Genomic DNA, 13,819 nt, shown 5'->3' on the forward strand with positions numbered 1-13,819 from the left:
GTGGACAACACGACGCCGCCCCCGGCCCCGACCTCGACCGGGGCGCTCCCGGCGTACGACGACCTGGGCGGGGGCGAGCGCACCTGGCTGCTGCTGCACGCCTTCCCGCTGTCGGGCCGGATCTTCGAGCGACTGGCGCCCCTGCTGGCGCAGGGCGCGCGGGTGCTGGTGGTCGACCTGCCGGGGCTGGGACGCAGCGCCGTGCCGACGGCCGAGGCGTCGATGGACCACGCCGCCGCCGCCCTGCTGGCCGTGCTCGACGCCGCCGGGGTCGAGCGGGCCGACGTGCTGGGCATCTCGACCGGGGGCTACGCCGCGCTGCGCCTGGCCGGCCTCGCGCCCCAAAGGGTCGGTCGCCTCGTGCTCGCCAGCACGACCCCGTGGCCCATCGAGCCCGACGTGCCCGCCGAGCGCCGCGCGACGGCCGAGGAGGTCGAGACCAGCCGGTCGACCACCTCGCTGCTCGACTCGGTCGAGGGAGGGCTCGGCCCGACCGCCCGCCGTGAGCAGCCCGGGCTCGCCGACCTGGTGCGGGGGCTGATCCTGGGCGCCGACCCCGACGGCGTCGCCTGGGTCGCGCGGGCGGTCGCCGGGCGGCCCGACACGTCCGCGGTGGTGGCCGGCCACCCCCGCGAGGTCGTGCTGCTCTTCGGCGAGGAGGACGAGGAGACCCCGCCCGAGCGCGCGACGCAGATGGCGCGGCTGCGGCCCGACCACCTGCCGACGTCGCTCCACGTGCTGCCCGCGACCGGCCACCTCACCGTGCTGGAGCGGCCCGCCGAGGTGGCCGCGCTCCTCGGGGGCTGAGAGGGGACGCTGGGAGGGCCGGCCCACCGGCGGGCGGGTCAGCGCAGCCGGGCCAGGTAGGCCGACCCGGCGCGCACCTGGGCGAGCCGGCGCTCCCAGGTCACGCCGACCACGGTCAGCAGCGTCCCGATGAGGCCGAGCAGCACCCACTGCGGGGTCTGCGCCGCCCACGGCGCCGCCTCGGCCAGCACGAGCACGCCGCCGACGACGGCACCGACCACCAGGGGGGCGGCGAGGCGCAGCCGGGCCCCGAGCAGCACGAGGCCCAGGCAGGCGAGCCCGAGCACCAGGGCGCGGGGGCTGACCGGGTCGTCGACCAGCACCCGCAGCAGGCTGGGCACGGTGGCGAGCAGCAGGCCGCTGCCGAGCGCCGACCGGGTCGAGGCGGCGGGGTCGCGCCGCAGCCGGAGCGCACCCAGCACGAGGAGGGCCAGCGCGGCCGGCAGCGCGTAGGCCTCGGGCTGGGTCACCCCGGTGTCGGCCAGCCGCACCCAACTGGCGGCCGTGAGCAGCGCGCCGCCGAGCCACCCGGCTGGCCGTCGCTCCACCCGCAGCAGCGCCGCGGCCACGACGAGGGCGCCGACCAGCGTGAGGTGGAGGGCCAGCGCCGCCGCCGCGTCGTACGTCGACCCCGCGCCGTCGCGACCGGCCGCGGCGGCCGCGGCGGCCGCCGCGTCGACGGCCGCGGCGGAGGCGAGGACGGCGGTCGCCAGCGCGGTCAGCTCGACCACGGGCCGGGCCCGCCACAGGGCGAGCGCCCCGACGACCACCACGACGGCGGGGCCCAGCGTGGTGGCGCCCAGCCCGGCGGCGTCACCACCCGACCACGCCGCCCACCCGGCGGCGGCGGTGAGCACCACGAGCGACGGCGCGGCGGGTCGTCGGTGGGCCGCGACCAGGGAGACCCCGAGCGCCGCGAGGGCGGCCACGGCGCCGAGCGCGGCACTCGGGAGGGCCGCCAGGACGGCCAGGACGAGCAGCCCCAGGCCCACGTCGGTATCGCGGAGGTCACGGGTCTCGTGGGTGCCGGCTCCGGTGCCTGCGCCGGCTCCGGGGGCGGGGAGGGTGAGCAGGCCACCGGCGACGCAGAGGAGGAGCACCACGGCCGCCAGCGGGGCGCTCGTGAGCGCGACCAGCACCGCGGCGAGCAGCGCCACCGCGGCCGCCGCGCGCCGGAGGGCCGGGGCACGGAGGGTGCGGGTCAGGTCGCGGGCGCCGTCGAGCCGGGGGCCCGGGCGCGTCAGCGTCGCGGCGAGCACACCGAGGGCGAGCGCGGAGGGCAGCACCAGCCACGCCGGGACGGGCAGCTCGCCCGAGAGGCGCACGCCCACCGACCGGCTCAGCGGCTCGCCGACCGCCAGCAGCCTGACCACGGCGGCCGCGGCCAGGACGGCGGCGGTGACGGCGACCGGCGCGGCCGCGACGACGGCGGGCAGGGTGACCGCGACCCGCCACGGGGCCGGCACGCCCCGCGCCGCGAGGGCCCACGCGACGCAGACCGCGCCCGCGCCCAGGGTGACTCCGGTGGGCCCCTCGTCGAGGGCCGGAAGGACGAGGGCCAGGGAGGCCAGGGCGCCCGCCAGCACGACGCAGGTGTGCAACCGCGTCGGCCGGTGGCCCGGATGGCCCGGGTGGTCCGCGTGGTCCGGGTGGTCCGGGTGGCCACGACGGGACGTGCCGCCCACGTCAGGGGCGACGCCGCCGGCTGCGGTGTCAGCTGCGGTGTCAGCGGTGGCGACGGATCCGAGAGGCGCCCCGCCGGGGGCCCCGGTGGAGGCCCCCGTGGTGCGGGCCGGGGACCAGACGACGGGGAGCAGTGCGAGCGCGGCGGTGACCAGCAGCGCCGGGCCGTGGGTCGTGGTCCACAGCCCGGTGAGGGAGGCGTGGTCGGCGGCCTCGCCGAGCGAGGCGAGCAGGAGCAGGCCCCACCACGCGGTGGCGCCGACCAGCGCCGCGCCCGGCAGCGCCCGGGCGGGCACGGGCTCGCCCGGGAGCAGCCGGAGGGCGGTGCGGACGGCGGCGTGGGCGAGCACGAGAAGCGCCCCGACGAGCCGCGGGTCGCCACCGTCGGCCAGCAGGGCGCCCCCGACCAGGCCGAGGCCGACCGGCACGGCGAGCTGGGCCGCGACCAGGTCGGTGCGGGCGAGCACCACGACGACGCCCCCGGCGAGCAGGGCGGCCCCGCAGGCGAGCAGGGCGCCGGCGAGGCCCACGGTGCCGAGCCAGCCGGCCGAGAGCGCGCCGACGGCGTCGAGCACCACGAGCCCCAGGGCCACGACCGTCAGCGACTCCGCGCCCACGCGCAGGCCGCGTCGCGCCAGCCGGTCGGCGGTGACGCCCGCGGCGACGGTGAGGCCGAGCAGGGTGAGCGTGCGGCCACCGACCTCCAGGGCCGACCAGGTCACGGCGAGGAACACCACGGCCGCCACCAGCAGGCACAGCGCGCCGAGGCCGAGCAGCAGCCGCGGCACCGACCACGCGGGCAGCCCCCGCCCGGTGGCCCGCCCGGTGGCCCGCTCGTCGGTTCCGCCGGGGACCGTGTCGGCCCGGTCGGCCCGCGGGAGCGGTCCGACGCCGTCGAGCAGACCCGCACGACCGGCTGCACCGGCCTCACGACCGGCCGGGCTGCCGGCGCGGCCCCCGTCGACGGCGCCCCCCGCGGCGCTGGCTCCCGTGGCGCCGACGAGCACGGGCGCCTCGGCGCGCAGGCGCTCGAGCAGCAGGTCGGCGCGGGTCAGCGTGCTCAGCAGGTCGGCGGCGACGGGGCCGCGCAGCGGGAGGTCGCAGCGGGGGCAGACGGCCGGCGCGGGAGGCAGCGGGGCACGGCAGTCGGGGCACACGGTGGGGTCGGCGTAGCGCAGCATGCGGGCAGCCTCGCGCGCCCGCGGGGCGCGCGGCAGGGCCGACGTACTCCCGCCTCTGGGTAGGAGGGCCTAGGCCGGTGCGGCGGCCTCGTCGCGCTGGCGCAGCGCCAGCACCGGTCGCCAGGCGTCGTGGAGGGTGGTGACCAGGCTGATGAGGGCGAGGTAGAAGAGCGTGGCGCTGATGTCGAGGTCGCCGCCGGTCACGCCGAGCAGCAGCTCGGCGGCGAGCACGAGCACCACGTTGACGAGCATGCGGGCCAGGAAGGCCATGAGCGAGGACTCGATGCTGCGGCGCCGGCTGGCGGCGGCGAGGGTCAGCAGGGCGTTGACCACCACGACGACGCCGACGCCGAGGAAGAGCTGGAGCGGGGTGGACCGCACCCCGGGGAGGGTCTGGGCGTAGACGACGGCCAGCAGACCCACGAGCACGACCTTCTCCACCGTCGTCCACGACAGCAGGGCGCCGTGCACCCAGTGCCACTGCAGCCGCTCCTCGGCGGTGTCGACCTCGGCGGGCAGCGGGTCGGCCGCGAAGCGCGTCGGGTGGTCGGGCGGGCGCAGCCGCGCGTGGTAGCGGCGCCACCCGACCGAGGCGGCCCTGACGGCGCCCGCGGCGACCACCAGACCGCCGACGGGGTGGTCGCCGACCATGTCGGTCACATCGAGCCGGGCGACGTGGATCCACCACTCCTGGGGCAGCTTGACCAGCACCCAGATCAGCGCCGCAGCCGTGATCCACCAGCGCAGGCCGAAGCGGGTGGGGCGCCAGCGCGCGCGGACCGCCTCGTAGGCGATGAAGAAGTACTCGAAGGTGTTCGGGAAGACCAGCAGCAGCGCGCGGGCGTGGCTGAGCTCGAAGGCCACCACGCCGACGAGGCGGTAGAAGTAGAGGAAGCGCGCGACCCGGAAGGCCGGCAGGCTGGTCCAGTTGCGCAGGGTCGCGAGGTAGGCGATGGCGAGGTAGTAGACGTCCATCGCCTTGTCGTAGGACTGGTAGCCCGGCGGGTCGTGGCCGAAGAGCTGGAAGATGGTCTGGTCGACGCCGTCGAGCACGAGGCAGGCCACGATGGCGGGCAGCGGCCAGCGCGGGATCGCCAGCGGCAGCAGGAACCGTCCGCCGATCACGGCGAGGAACACCAGCGTCGTGCCCATGGTCCCCCCAGGTCGTGGCCGACGTGCGCGGCGGGGAGATCGTCCCACCGCCCGGTGGCCGCGGCCATCACCCACCTGGACCACCGGGACCGACCCGGCCTCCTCGCGTGCCGTGTGACGAGATCGCCCCTCGCGCTGGCGTGTTACCGGCTGGTAGGCATGGGTCATGACCTCACCGACCGTCCTCGTCACCGGCGCCGCTGCGGGCATCGGCCGCGCCACCGCCCTCCGCTTCGCACGGGAGGGATGGACCGTCGGTGCCTACGACATCGACGAGGCCGGGCTGGCCACCCTGGCCACCGAGGTCGAGGCCCTGCGCACCGGCGCCCGTGTCGTCAGCGGCACCCTCGACGTCCGCGACGCCGAGGCCTACGCCGCGCGCGCGGCCGAGCTCGTGGACGAGACCGGCCGCCTCGACGTGCTCGTCAACAACGCCGGCATCCTGCTGGCCGGGCAGTTCGCCGAGATCGACGTCGCCGCGCACCACCGCGAGATCGACGTCAACGTCAAGGGCGTCGTCAACGGCCTGCACGCCGGCTTCGAGCCGCTGCGCGCGACGGCCGCGGCCCACGGCTCGGCCCACGTGGTCAACCTCGCCTCGGCCTCGGCCATCTACGGCCAGGCCGAGCTGGCCAACTACAGCGCCACGAAGTTCTTCCTGCGCGGCATCACCGAGGCCCTCGACCTGGAGTGGGGCCGCCACGGGGTGCGGGTGGTCGCGATGTGGCCGCTCTTCGTGCAGACCGCCATGACCCAGGGCGTGCACACCGGCACCACCGACTCCCTGGGCGTCAACCTGGGCGCCGACGACGTCGCCACCGCCATCTGGGACGCCGTGCACCCCACGCGGGCGCGACGCCTCGTGCACCAGGTGCACTTCCCGGTCGGCACCCAGACCAAGGCCATGGCCCTCGGCGCGCGCTTCTCCCCGGCCTGGCTGACCCGCCGGGTCAACAAGCGCTTCGCCGGCGTCTGAGCCACCCCGCGACGCCGGACCCGGCCCCGGAGCCGGCGCCGCCACCGGCCCCGGCCCGCCCGCGGGCCCTCCCCGCGCCGCCGCCCCCGTGCGCCGGTTACGGTCGGGACGTCACGACGGGCACCCGGCCCGCCGCGACCACCGACCCCCGGGAGGGCCCGTGCCGGATCGTCGTAAGCGTGAGGTGCGCGGGGGAGTGCGCGGCCTGGGCGGCGCGCTGGGCCGTGGGCGCGAGCGCGTCACCGGCGTGCTGGGCCACCGCTTCCCCTCGGTCGCGGTCACCGGCATGACCGGCGTCGGCAAGACCGAGCTGGTCGACCACCTCTGCGGCCGCCCCTCCGCCGACGGCACCCCGGAGGCCGGCTCCGCGGTGCTCGAGCGCCGGGTGCGCCGCGGGCGACGCCTCACCGGCTTCCGGTTCCGCGTCGTGCCCGGCGACAACGCCGCCACCCGGCTCGGGGCCCTCGACGAGGTCTTCCACGACGACCCCGTCGACGGGGTCCTGCACGTGGTGGCCCACGGCCACGCCACGGGTCGCCGCCCGGCCGGCACCAGCGGCGCCGCGCAGGTGACGCGCGAGCAGCAGCTCGCGGCGGAGCTGGAGGACTGGACGGTCACCGCCCACCGCATCGCCGCCATGGCCGTGCGGCGCTCGCGACCCACCTGGCTCGTGGTCGTGGTGACCAAGGTCGACCTCTTCGCCGACGACGTCGAGGAGGTCGTGCGCTCCTACTCCCCGGGCAGCGGCACCCCCTTCGGCGACCGGCTCGACGACCTGCGCTCCCTGGCCGGCGCGGCCAACCTGTCGGTCGACGTGCTGCCCGCCTGCAGCCACCTCGAGGACCTCGACGGCGCGGTCTCCACCGAGCAGCGCGACCGCTACCTCCAGGCCCTCGAGGCACGCATGGCCCAGCTCTCGGGTCACGTCTAGGGGAGCCGTCGTGCTGCGCGAGCCCCACGAGAACGTCGCTACGGTGCTGGTCGACCCGGCCGTGCTGCGCGAGCTCGAGCTCGACCTCGTCGCGCTCGACCTGTGGGTCTGGCCGGTGGCCACGGCCCCGGTCTACGTCGACGGCCCCCGCGCGGCCTTCCAGCTGCGGCGCCGCATGCTCGAAGCGCGCCGCGGGGCCTGGGACCTCGCGGCCGACTGGGTGCCGGTGCTGGTGTCCTTCGGCGACACCTGGCGCACCGGCGACGAGCCCCTGCCCTGGGCGGCCCACGCCGCGCTGTGGGACGCCCTGGCCCGCCACGCCGCCCACGTGCGGCACCGTCGGGCTCTTGGCGGCGTGCCCCGGCTCTCGGTGCTGCGGGAGCGCGAGGCCCGCTAGCCGCCGGTGCCGCGGACCCGGCCCTCAGCCGGCGTCGAGGTCCCAGACCCGGTGCCGCGGCACCAGCGTCCAGGCCGCCTCGCTGGCCAGCACGACCACGCCGGGCTGCTCGCGCACGCATCCGGCCAGTGAGGCGCGGCCCGCGCCGTCGAGCTCGTCGTCGAGGTGGTCGAGCACGACGAGCGCCGGCCGACCGTGCACGGCGCGGGCGAGCAGCACCCGCGCGCGGTCGGCCCGGTCGAGCGGTGCGCCGCCCCGCCGCAGCCGGGTGCGGTCGCCGTCGGGCAGCGTCGCCAGGGTGCGGTCGAGACCCGTCGCGGCGAGGGCGTCGGCGACGGGCACCCCGGAGTCCGGCAGCCGGTAGCCCACCGCACGGGCCACCGTGCCCCGCTCGAGGGACCACCCGGCCAGCGCGGCGCCGACGCGCTCACGGCGTCGGCGGGCGTCGAGGCCGGCGAGGTCCTCACCGCCCACCACGACCGTGCCCTGCTCGGGCGCCCGCACCCCGGCGAGCACCTCGAGCACGGCGCGTCGCAGCGCGGGGTCCGACCCGCTCAGCACCACCCGCTCCCCGGGCGTGGCCACGAGGTCGGGCACCGCCCGGCCGTCGAGGACCAGTCCCCGCACGGCCAGCCCGGCCGGCGCCTGCGGCGGCTCCGCCGCAGTCGGCCCGTCGGCGCGGCCCGTCGTACGCCGTGCGAGCTCGGCCGCCCGCGCGGCGCGACCGGGGGCCAGGGCCGGACCGAGGATGCGGCGGGCGGCCAGGAAGGACTGGCGGTACTCCACCACGCGGCCGAGGTCGGCGACCGGCGCGACGAGGATGCCGACCACCGTCAGCGCGGTGGCCACCCCGCTGGCGCCGAGACCGGCGGGTCCGGCGACGGCCAGCACCGCCACGGTGGCCAGGGCCCCGGTGGCGGCGGCGCTGCCGCGCAGGACGCCGCTGGCCTCGGCGCGCGCGATCGCGGCGTCGCGCACCCGCGCTCCGCGGCGCTCGACGTGGCGCAGCTCGCGGGTGGTGCCGCCGGCGGCGACGATGCCGGGCGCCGCGGCGACGGTGTCGGCGACGTGCGCGGCCAGCACCCCGCGGTGGCGGCGCAGCTCGGAGGCGCGCGCCAGCACCCGCGGAGCGACCACCACGACGCTGAGCGCGAAGCCGACCAGGGGCACGGCCACGGCCAGACCGAGGAGCGGGTGCACCACGACCAGGGCGGTCAGCACACCGAGCACGACCGGACCGGCGACCGCGAGCGGCGCGACGCCGAGGGCGACCCAGGTGCGCACCGAGGTGAGGTCGTTGGTGGTGCGGGCGACGGTGACGCCCAGGCTCGGCCCCGACCCGGTCAGCGCCGAGGCCACCAGGCCGGTGCGGATCTCCTGCACGTAGTCCTGGCCGAGCCGCTCGGCCAGCACCCGCTCGCGGGCCCGCACGAGGCCGAGCACCGCCGCGCCGGCGACCAGCGCCAGCACCCCGAGCACCCGCACCAGCGTGGTGGGGGCGTCGAGCACCATCGGCACGACCAGCACCGTCTGGACCGCGAGCGCCGCCTGGGCCGCCCCGGTGCCGAGCAGGCGCAGCAGCGTGGTGCGGCGGGAGCCGGTGAGCAGCGGGGGGAGCCGGTCGTCGGCGGGTGGTCCCGAGACGCTCGCCGGCGCTCGCTCCTCGACCACCGGGGCCTCGCGGGATGCGTGGGGGGCGGGCGTCACGCGAGCAGCTCCCGGGCGACGGCGGGGTCGCAGAGGTCGTAGGTCGCGACGACGGGCAGGTCGAGGGCGCGGGCGGCCTCGCGGTGCGCCAGCGGCGAGGCGGTCAGCACGCCGCTGACCGCGCGCACCCGGGCGCTGGTCGCGGCGAGGGCCTGGCGCCCGGCCACCGCTCCGAGCGCGTCGCCCGCGGCGAAGACGACCTCGTCGACCAGCGTCGCGAAGAGCGGGTCGGCGAGCAGGCGGGCGGTCTCCTCCTGGTAGACGCCGTCGGCGATCTCGACCACCACGACGTCGGGGGAGTCGGCGGCGAGCTCCTCGACCAGGGTGGAGAGCAGGGTGCGCACGCGGGCGTGGGAGAGCAGGTACGTCGACGGGTGGCCCACGTCGGTGAAGTCCAGGACCCGTCGGGCGCCCGCGTCGGCGAAGAGCCGCGGGTCGCCGCCGGCCCCGGTGCCGGTGACCTTGCCCGCGTTGACGTGCAGGCCGTCGGCGCTGAGCCCGCGCACGAGGCAGGCCAGGGCGGTGGACTTGCCGGAGTTCATCGACGTGCCCAGCACGGCCACGACCCGCGGTCCCACGCCGCGCTCGCGCACGGGGCGGGCGGCGACCGGCGCGTGGTCGGCCAGGGTCACCCGCTCGCCGTCGCGGGCGAGCAGGCCGAGGGGGCGCAGTCGCGTGGCGTCGTCGAGCGCGGCGTGCTGGGCCACGACCCGGCCGGCGACGCCGCCGGCCGCGACGAGGTCGGTGGGGCCCAGGTCGTCGGGCACGACGGCCTCGAACTGGTCGGGGGCGTAGCGGTTGCCGTAGGCCACCAGCACCTCGTCGCCGACGAAGAGGGTCTGGCGCCGGCTGCCCGGGCCCTCGAGCCTGGTGTGCTTGCCGATCTCCTCGACCCGGGCGAGCACGACGTCGCCGCTGCGCGGGGCGACCTCGGGGCCGTGGAGCAGCTGGTGACCGGAGCCGTCGGCCTCCAGGGCGGCCGCGAGGAAGCGGGTCGTGTAGGCCTTCTTGGCCCGGGCCAGGCGCCCGGCCGGCAGCGGCTCGAGGGTGGTGGTCGTCGCGGCGGTGCCGGCGGCGGTGCCGGCGGGGGTGAGGTCGGCGGGGGCGGGGAGGACGGGGTTCGTGGTCATGACGAGGACGCTAGGAACGCCGGATGAGGCTTTCTTGTGACGCCGATGAGCGTCCTCTCACGGAGGTCGCGCGGGGTCCCGCGCCGGACGCGGCGAGGGGGCCCGACGCGGCGCGTCGGGCCCCCTCGGGAGGTGTCACGGGCGGCTCAGCAGCAGCGGCCCTGGGTGGAGCTCTCGCGGTGGTCGTCGCGGTGACGCTCGAAGGCACGGCGGCTCATCGGCTCGGTGCCCTCGCGCTCGCAGCGGGCGAGGTAGGCGTCCCACCGGCCCTCGCCGCTGAGCTCGCGGGCGTACCACCGCACCCCCGCCAGCGCCCGACGTACGGCGCCGGGGCGCTGGTCGGCGGCGGGCCGGCCGGTCGCGCTCACCGCCCGCTCCCGACCGTCTCCGCGCGCTGGGCCTCCCACTCCGCGACGGCCCGCTTCTCCTCGGCGGTGGCGACGAAGTCGGCGGGGGCGACCAGCTGCGAGGGCACGGCCGGCACCTCGGTGGTCGGCAGCGAGCCGGCCCGCAGCGCCCGCACCCAGATCAGGGCGGCGTTGGCGACGATGACGATGACGAGCAGCGCGAAGCTGGCCTGCAGCACGCCGTTGACGGTGGAGTTGAAGACCACGGTGTCCATCTGCGAGGGATCGGCCGCCGGGGCCAGGACCTCGCCGGCGTCGCGCGCGGTGCGGTAGCGGTCGGCCTGGGCGAAGTAGCCGATGGCGGGGTTGTCGGAGAACACCTTCTGGTAGCTCGCCGTCATCGTGGTGACCAGGTCCCAGGCCAGCGGCACGGCCGGCACCCACACCCACCTGGTCCAGCCGTGCTTGAGGAAGAGCGTCACGCACAGCGTGAGCGCGATCGCGGCCAGCAGCTGGTTGGCGATGCCGAAGAGCGGGAAGAGCTGGTTGATGCCGCCCAGGGGGTCGGTCACGCCGACGTAGAGCATGTAGCCCCAGCAGGCGACGACCGCGGCCGAGGAGAGCCAGGCCGCGGGCTTCCACGAGGTGTCGCCGAAGCGCGGCCACACGTTGCCCACCGTGTCCTGGAGCATGAAGCGGCCCACCCGGGTGCCGGCGTCGACGGCGGTGAGGATGAAGAGCGCCTCGAACATGATCGCGAAGTGGTACCAGAAGGCCGCCAGCCCGCCGCCGAAGGCGTCGCTGAAGATCGTCGAGATGCCGAAGGCCAGGGTCGGCGCACCGCCGGTGCGCGAGACCAGCTCCTCCTCGACCGAGTCGGTCGCGGCCTGGAGCTGGTCGGGGGTGAGGGTCATGCCCAGCCCGTTGACGAACTGCACGGCGCCGTCGATCGTGCCGCCGGTGACGCCCGCGGGGGCGTTGATGGCGAAGTAGAGGCCCTGGTCGATGACTGAGGCGGCGATGAGGGCGGAGATGGCGACGAAGGACTCCATCAGCATGCCGCCGTAGCCGATCATCCTGACCTGGCTCTCCTTGGCGACCATCTTCGGCGTCGTGCCCGAGGCGATGAGCGCGTGGAAGCCCGAGAGGGCGCCGCAGGCGATGGTGATGAAGAGGAACGGGAAGAGCTGGCCCGCGAAGACCGGCCCGTCGCCCTCGGTGGCGAAGGAGGTGACGGCGTCGTTCTGCAGCACCGGGCGGGCCAGCACGAGACCGACCGCCAGCAGCAGGATGACGCCGATCTTCATGAAGGTCGACAGGTAGTCGCGCGGGGTGAGCAGCATCCATACCGGCAGGATCGAGGCGACGAAGCCGTAGCCGACCAGCGCGACGGTCAGCGTCTCCTTCGACAGCGTCAGCGACTCGCCCAGGCCCCAGGTCTCGACGTAGCCGCCGCCCACGATGGCCAGCAGCAGGAGCACGACGCCGATGGCTGTGGTCTCGAGCACGCGTCCCGGGCGCAGGAAGCGCAGGTAGACACCCATGAAGAGGGCGATCGGGATGGTCAGCCCGATCGAGAACACGCCCCACGGCGACTCGGCCAGCGCGTTGACCACGACCAGCGCGAGCACGGCCAGGATGATGATCATGATCGCGAAGACCGCGATCAGCGCGGCGGTGCCCCCGACGACGCCGATCTCCTCGCGCACCATCTGGCCCAGGCTCTTGCCGTCGCGGCGCATGGACAGGAAGAGCACCACCATGTCCTGCACGGCGCCGGCGAAGATGACGCCGACGATGATCCAGACCGTGCCGGGCAGGTAGCCCATCTGCGCGGCGAGCACCGGGCCGACCAGCGGCCCGGCGCCGGCGATGGCCGCGAAGTGGTGCCCGAAGAGCACCCGGCGGTCGGTGACCTCGAAGTCGCTGCCGTTCTCCAGCCGCTCGGCGGGCGTGGCCCTCGTGTCGTCGAGGCGGAGCACGCGGCGGGCGATGAAGCGGGAGTAGAAGCGGTAGGCGATGAGGTAGGACGACAGCGCCGCGAAGAGGATCCACAGGGCCGAGACCGACTCGCCGCGGCTGAGGGCGAGCACGGTCCAGCAGACGGCGCCGACGAGGGCGACCGCCACCCAGACGGCGATCGAGCGTGGCGTCATCCGGCCCGTGTCGCGGCTCGGCTGGGGGGCCGGGCCCGACGGGCGGGACGTGGTGGACGTGGACATGGGGGACCTCCGAGACCGAGGGGGGTGAGCGCCGTCACCGTACTGCGTCCCGGCCCCCTCAGCGTGCGGCGATGCGTGCGGCGGTACGCCACGCGCGGGTCGTGCCCGCCGAGGAGGTCAGCCGCCAGTCGCGCTCCTTGCGCTCGTCGAACCACACCACGGTGGTCAGCGCCGGCATCCCGCGGTGCGCCAGCATGCTGCGCACCCAGGCGGCCTTGCTGTGCTCGCGGTCGACGGGCGCCCCGTCGTCGACACGCGGCTCCTTGGAGGCCACCTCGCAGATCCACACCGGCAGGCGCGGGGCGAGGGCCACGAGGTGGTCGTACTGCGCGCGGAAGATCCGCCCGAAGGAGCGCCACCGGCCCCAGCCGGCGTCGCGGCCCCAGTTGAAGCCGTCGAGCCCCAGCACGTCGACGTACGCCGCCCCGGGCCAGATCCGCCGCACGGGCGTGGTCTCGGCGTAGGTGTCGGCGGTCGGGTTGAAGACCCAGCGCAGGTTGTCGGCCCCGGCCTCGCGCAGGTGGGTGACGACGTGGCGCCAGGCGAGCCGGAACTCGCGGAAGGTGCCGCCGAAGCGGCGCTCGCCGGCCGCGGTGGGCTGGAAGTCCTGCCAGTCGCCGTTCATCTCCGGCCAGGGCCGGACGTAGACGTCGTGGGGGTAGGCGCGGGCGGCCGCGGCGATCTGGTCGAGGTAGGCGTCGTGCTCGCCGGCGGTCCACTCCGCGAAGCGGGTCGGCCCCATGTCCCACGACAGCAGCAGGTCGCGGGCGCCGTCGTCGGCGAGCCGCTCCTCGGTGGCCGCGGGGAAGACGTCGCCGTAGCCGTAGTAGTAGGAGGCGACCGCGGCGTCGGTGCCGGCGCTGCGCTCCCAGTCGGCGAGCCGCTCGGGGTCGGTGGTCATGCCGGGCACGAAGGCGCCGAAGTCGACCCGCTCGACGAGCGGCGCGGTCCGGGCCGCGCGCACGGTGCCGGGGGCAGGGCTCGCTGCTGTGCTCGCTGCCGGGCCTGCTGCGGGGCCTGCTGCGGGGTCTGCTGCGGGGGCGGTGGCGCGGGTCGGGGGGAGGGCGGTCGTCCCGGCGGGGTGCTCGACACCCGATGCGACCGCCGGGGTCAGCGCCAGGGGGAGCGCCAGCGACACCAGGGCCAGACCGAGTGAGCGCGACAGCCGGGGGGACCTGTCACGGTCGCTCACACCGCGACCATCGGCCGGGCCGCGCCCACCCACACCCCTCGCGGGCCACTTCCACCCCGGTGGGGGCCGGAAATGCCCGACCGGCCGCCGCCGG

General features: G+C 76.7%; 11 protein-coding genes. 4 read left to right on the forward strand and 7 right to left on the reverse strand.

Going from position 1 to position 13,819, the window contains the following annotated elements:
• Positions 1–807, forward strand: coding sequence for an alpha/beta fold hydrolase (locus M3673_RS17465; protein ID WP_251535219.1), 807 nt, complete (start codon positions 1–3; stop codon positions 805–807).
• 38 nt (positions 808–845) lie between these two features.
• On the opposite strand, the gene M3673_RS17470 is transcribed toward M3673_RS17465, so the two are convergent.
• The gene (locus M3673_RS17470; protein WP_251535221.1) at positions 846–3,671 is read right to left on the reverse strand and encodes an SCO7613 C-terminal domain-containing membrane protein; all 2,826 of its coding nucleotides are present in this window, start codon (positions 3,669–3,671) and stop codon (positions 846–848) included.
• Positions 3,672–3,740: 69 nt separating this feature from the next.
• Complete coding sequence (locus tag M3673_RS17475; protein WP_251535223.1) at positions 3,741–4,823, reverse strand: hypothetical protein; 1,083 nt, start codon at positions 4,821–4,823, stop codon at positions 3,741–3,743.
• 166 nt (positions 4,824–4,989) lie between these two features.
• Here M3673_RS17475 and M3673_RS17480 point away from each other — a divergent pair, with 166 nt between their 5' ends.
• The 3 genes from M3673_RS17480 (at position 4,990) to M3673_RS17490 (ending at position 7,127) form a co-directional block, all read left to right on the forward strand.
• Positions 4,990–5,799 (forward strand): SDR family oxidoreductase, encoded by an 810-nt coding sequence (locus M3673_RS17480; RefSeq protein ID WP_193665510.1) that lies wholly within the window; start codon positions 4,990–4,992, stop codon positions 5,797–5,799.
• A 160-nt stretch (positions 5,800–5,959) separates the two neighbouring features.
• Positions 5,960–6,730: a hypothetical protein gene (locus M3673_RS17485; protein ID WP_251535225.1), complete on the forward strand. Its 771-nt coding sequence runs from the start codon at positions 5,960–5,962 to the stop codon at positions 6,728–6,730.
• Positions 6,731–6,740: 10 nt separating this feature from the next.
• Positions 6,741–7,127 (forward strand): hypothetical protein, encoded by a 387-nt coding sequence (locus tag M3673_RS17490; protein WP_251535227.1) that lies wholly within the window; start codon positions 6,741–6,743, stop codon positions 7,125–7,127.
• A gap of 24 nt (positions 7,128–7,151) precedes the next feature.
• Here the strand turns inward: M3673_RS17490 and M3673_RS17495 are convergent, their stop codons facing one another.
• The 5 genes from M3673_RS17495 to M3673_RS19760 form a co-directional block, all read right to left on the reverse strand.
• Positions 7,152–8,834, reverse strand: a complete 1,683-nt coding sequence (locus M3673_RS17495) for an ABC transporter ATP-binding protein (protein WP_251535229.1) — start codon at positions 8,832–8,834, stop codon at positions 7,152–7,154.
• Positions 8,831–9,964, reverse strand: coding sequence for a hypothetical protein (locus tag M3673_RS17500; protein ID WP_251535231.1), 1,134 nt, complete (start codon positions 9,962–9,964; stop codon positions 8,831–8,833). The genes M3673_RS17495 and M3673_RS17500 overlap by 4 nt, the downstream gene beginning before the upstream one ends.
• A gap of 146 nt (positions 9,965–10,110) precedes the next feature.
• Positions 10,111–10,332 (reverse strand): YbdD/YjiX family protein, encoded by a 222-nt coding sequence (locus tag M3673_RS17505; protein WP_056863369.1) that lies wholly within the window; start codon positions 10,330–10,332, stop codon positions 10,111–10,113.
• Positions 10,329–12,467, reverse strand: a complete 2,139-nt coding sequence (locus M3673_RS17510; RefSeq protein ID WP_251535233.1) for a carbon starvation CstA family protein — start codon at positions 12,465–12,467, stop codon at positions 10,329–10,331. The genes M3673_RS17505 and M3673_RS17510 overlap by 4 nt, the downstream gene beginning before the upstream one ends.
• Positions 12,468–12,591: 124 nt before the next feature.
• The gene (locus M3673_RS19760) at positions 12,592–13,725 is read right to left on the reverse strand and encodes a glycosyl hydrolase (protein ID WP_251535235.1); all 1,134 of its coding nucleotides are present in this window, start codon (positions 13,723–13,725) and stop codon (positions 12,592–12,594) included.
• Between the last annotated feature and the right edge of the window lie 94 nt (positions 13,726–13,819).

The sequence above is a fragment of the Nocardioides sp. P86 genome (genome assembly GCF_023712465.1).
In the GTDB taxonomy this organism is placed as follows: Bacteria; Actinomycetota; Actinomycetes; order Propionibacteriales; family Nocardioidaceae; genus Nocardioides; species Nocardioides kribbensis.

Bases quoted from the DNA above. Each gene is read 5' to 3' on its own strand.
- M3673_RS17470 (WP_251535221.1), bottom strand. From the start codon at position 3,671: ATGCTGCGCTACGCCGACCCCACCGTGTGCCCCGACTGCCGTGCCCCG.
- M3673_RS17500 (WP_251535231.1), bottom strand. From the start codon at position 9,964: ATGACCACGAACCCCGTCCTCCCCGCCCCCGCCGACCTCACCCCCGCC.
- M3673_RS17480 (WP_193665510.1), top strand. From the start codon at position 4,990: ATGACCTCACCGACCGTCCTCGTCACCGGCGCCGCTGCGGGCATCGGC.
- M3673_RS17475 (WP_251535223.1), bottom strand. From the start codon at position 4,823: ATGGGCACGACGCTGGTGTTCCTCGCCGTGATCGGCGGACGGTTCCTG.
- M3673_RS17510 (WP_251535233.1), bottom strand. From the start codon at position 12,467: ATGACGCCACGCTCGATCGCCGTCTGGGTGGCGGTCGCCCTCGTCGGC.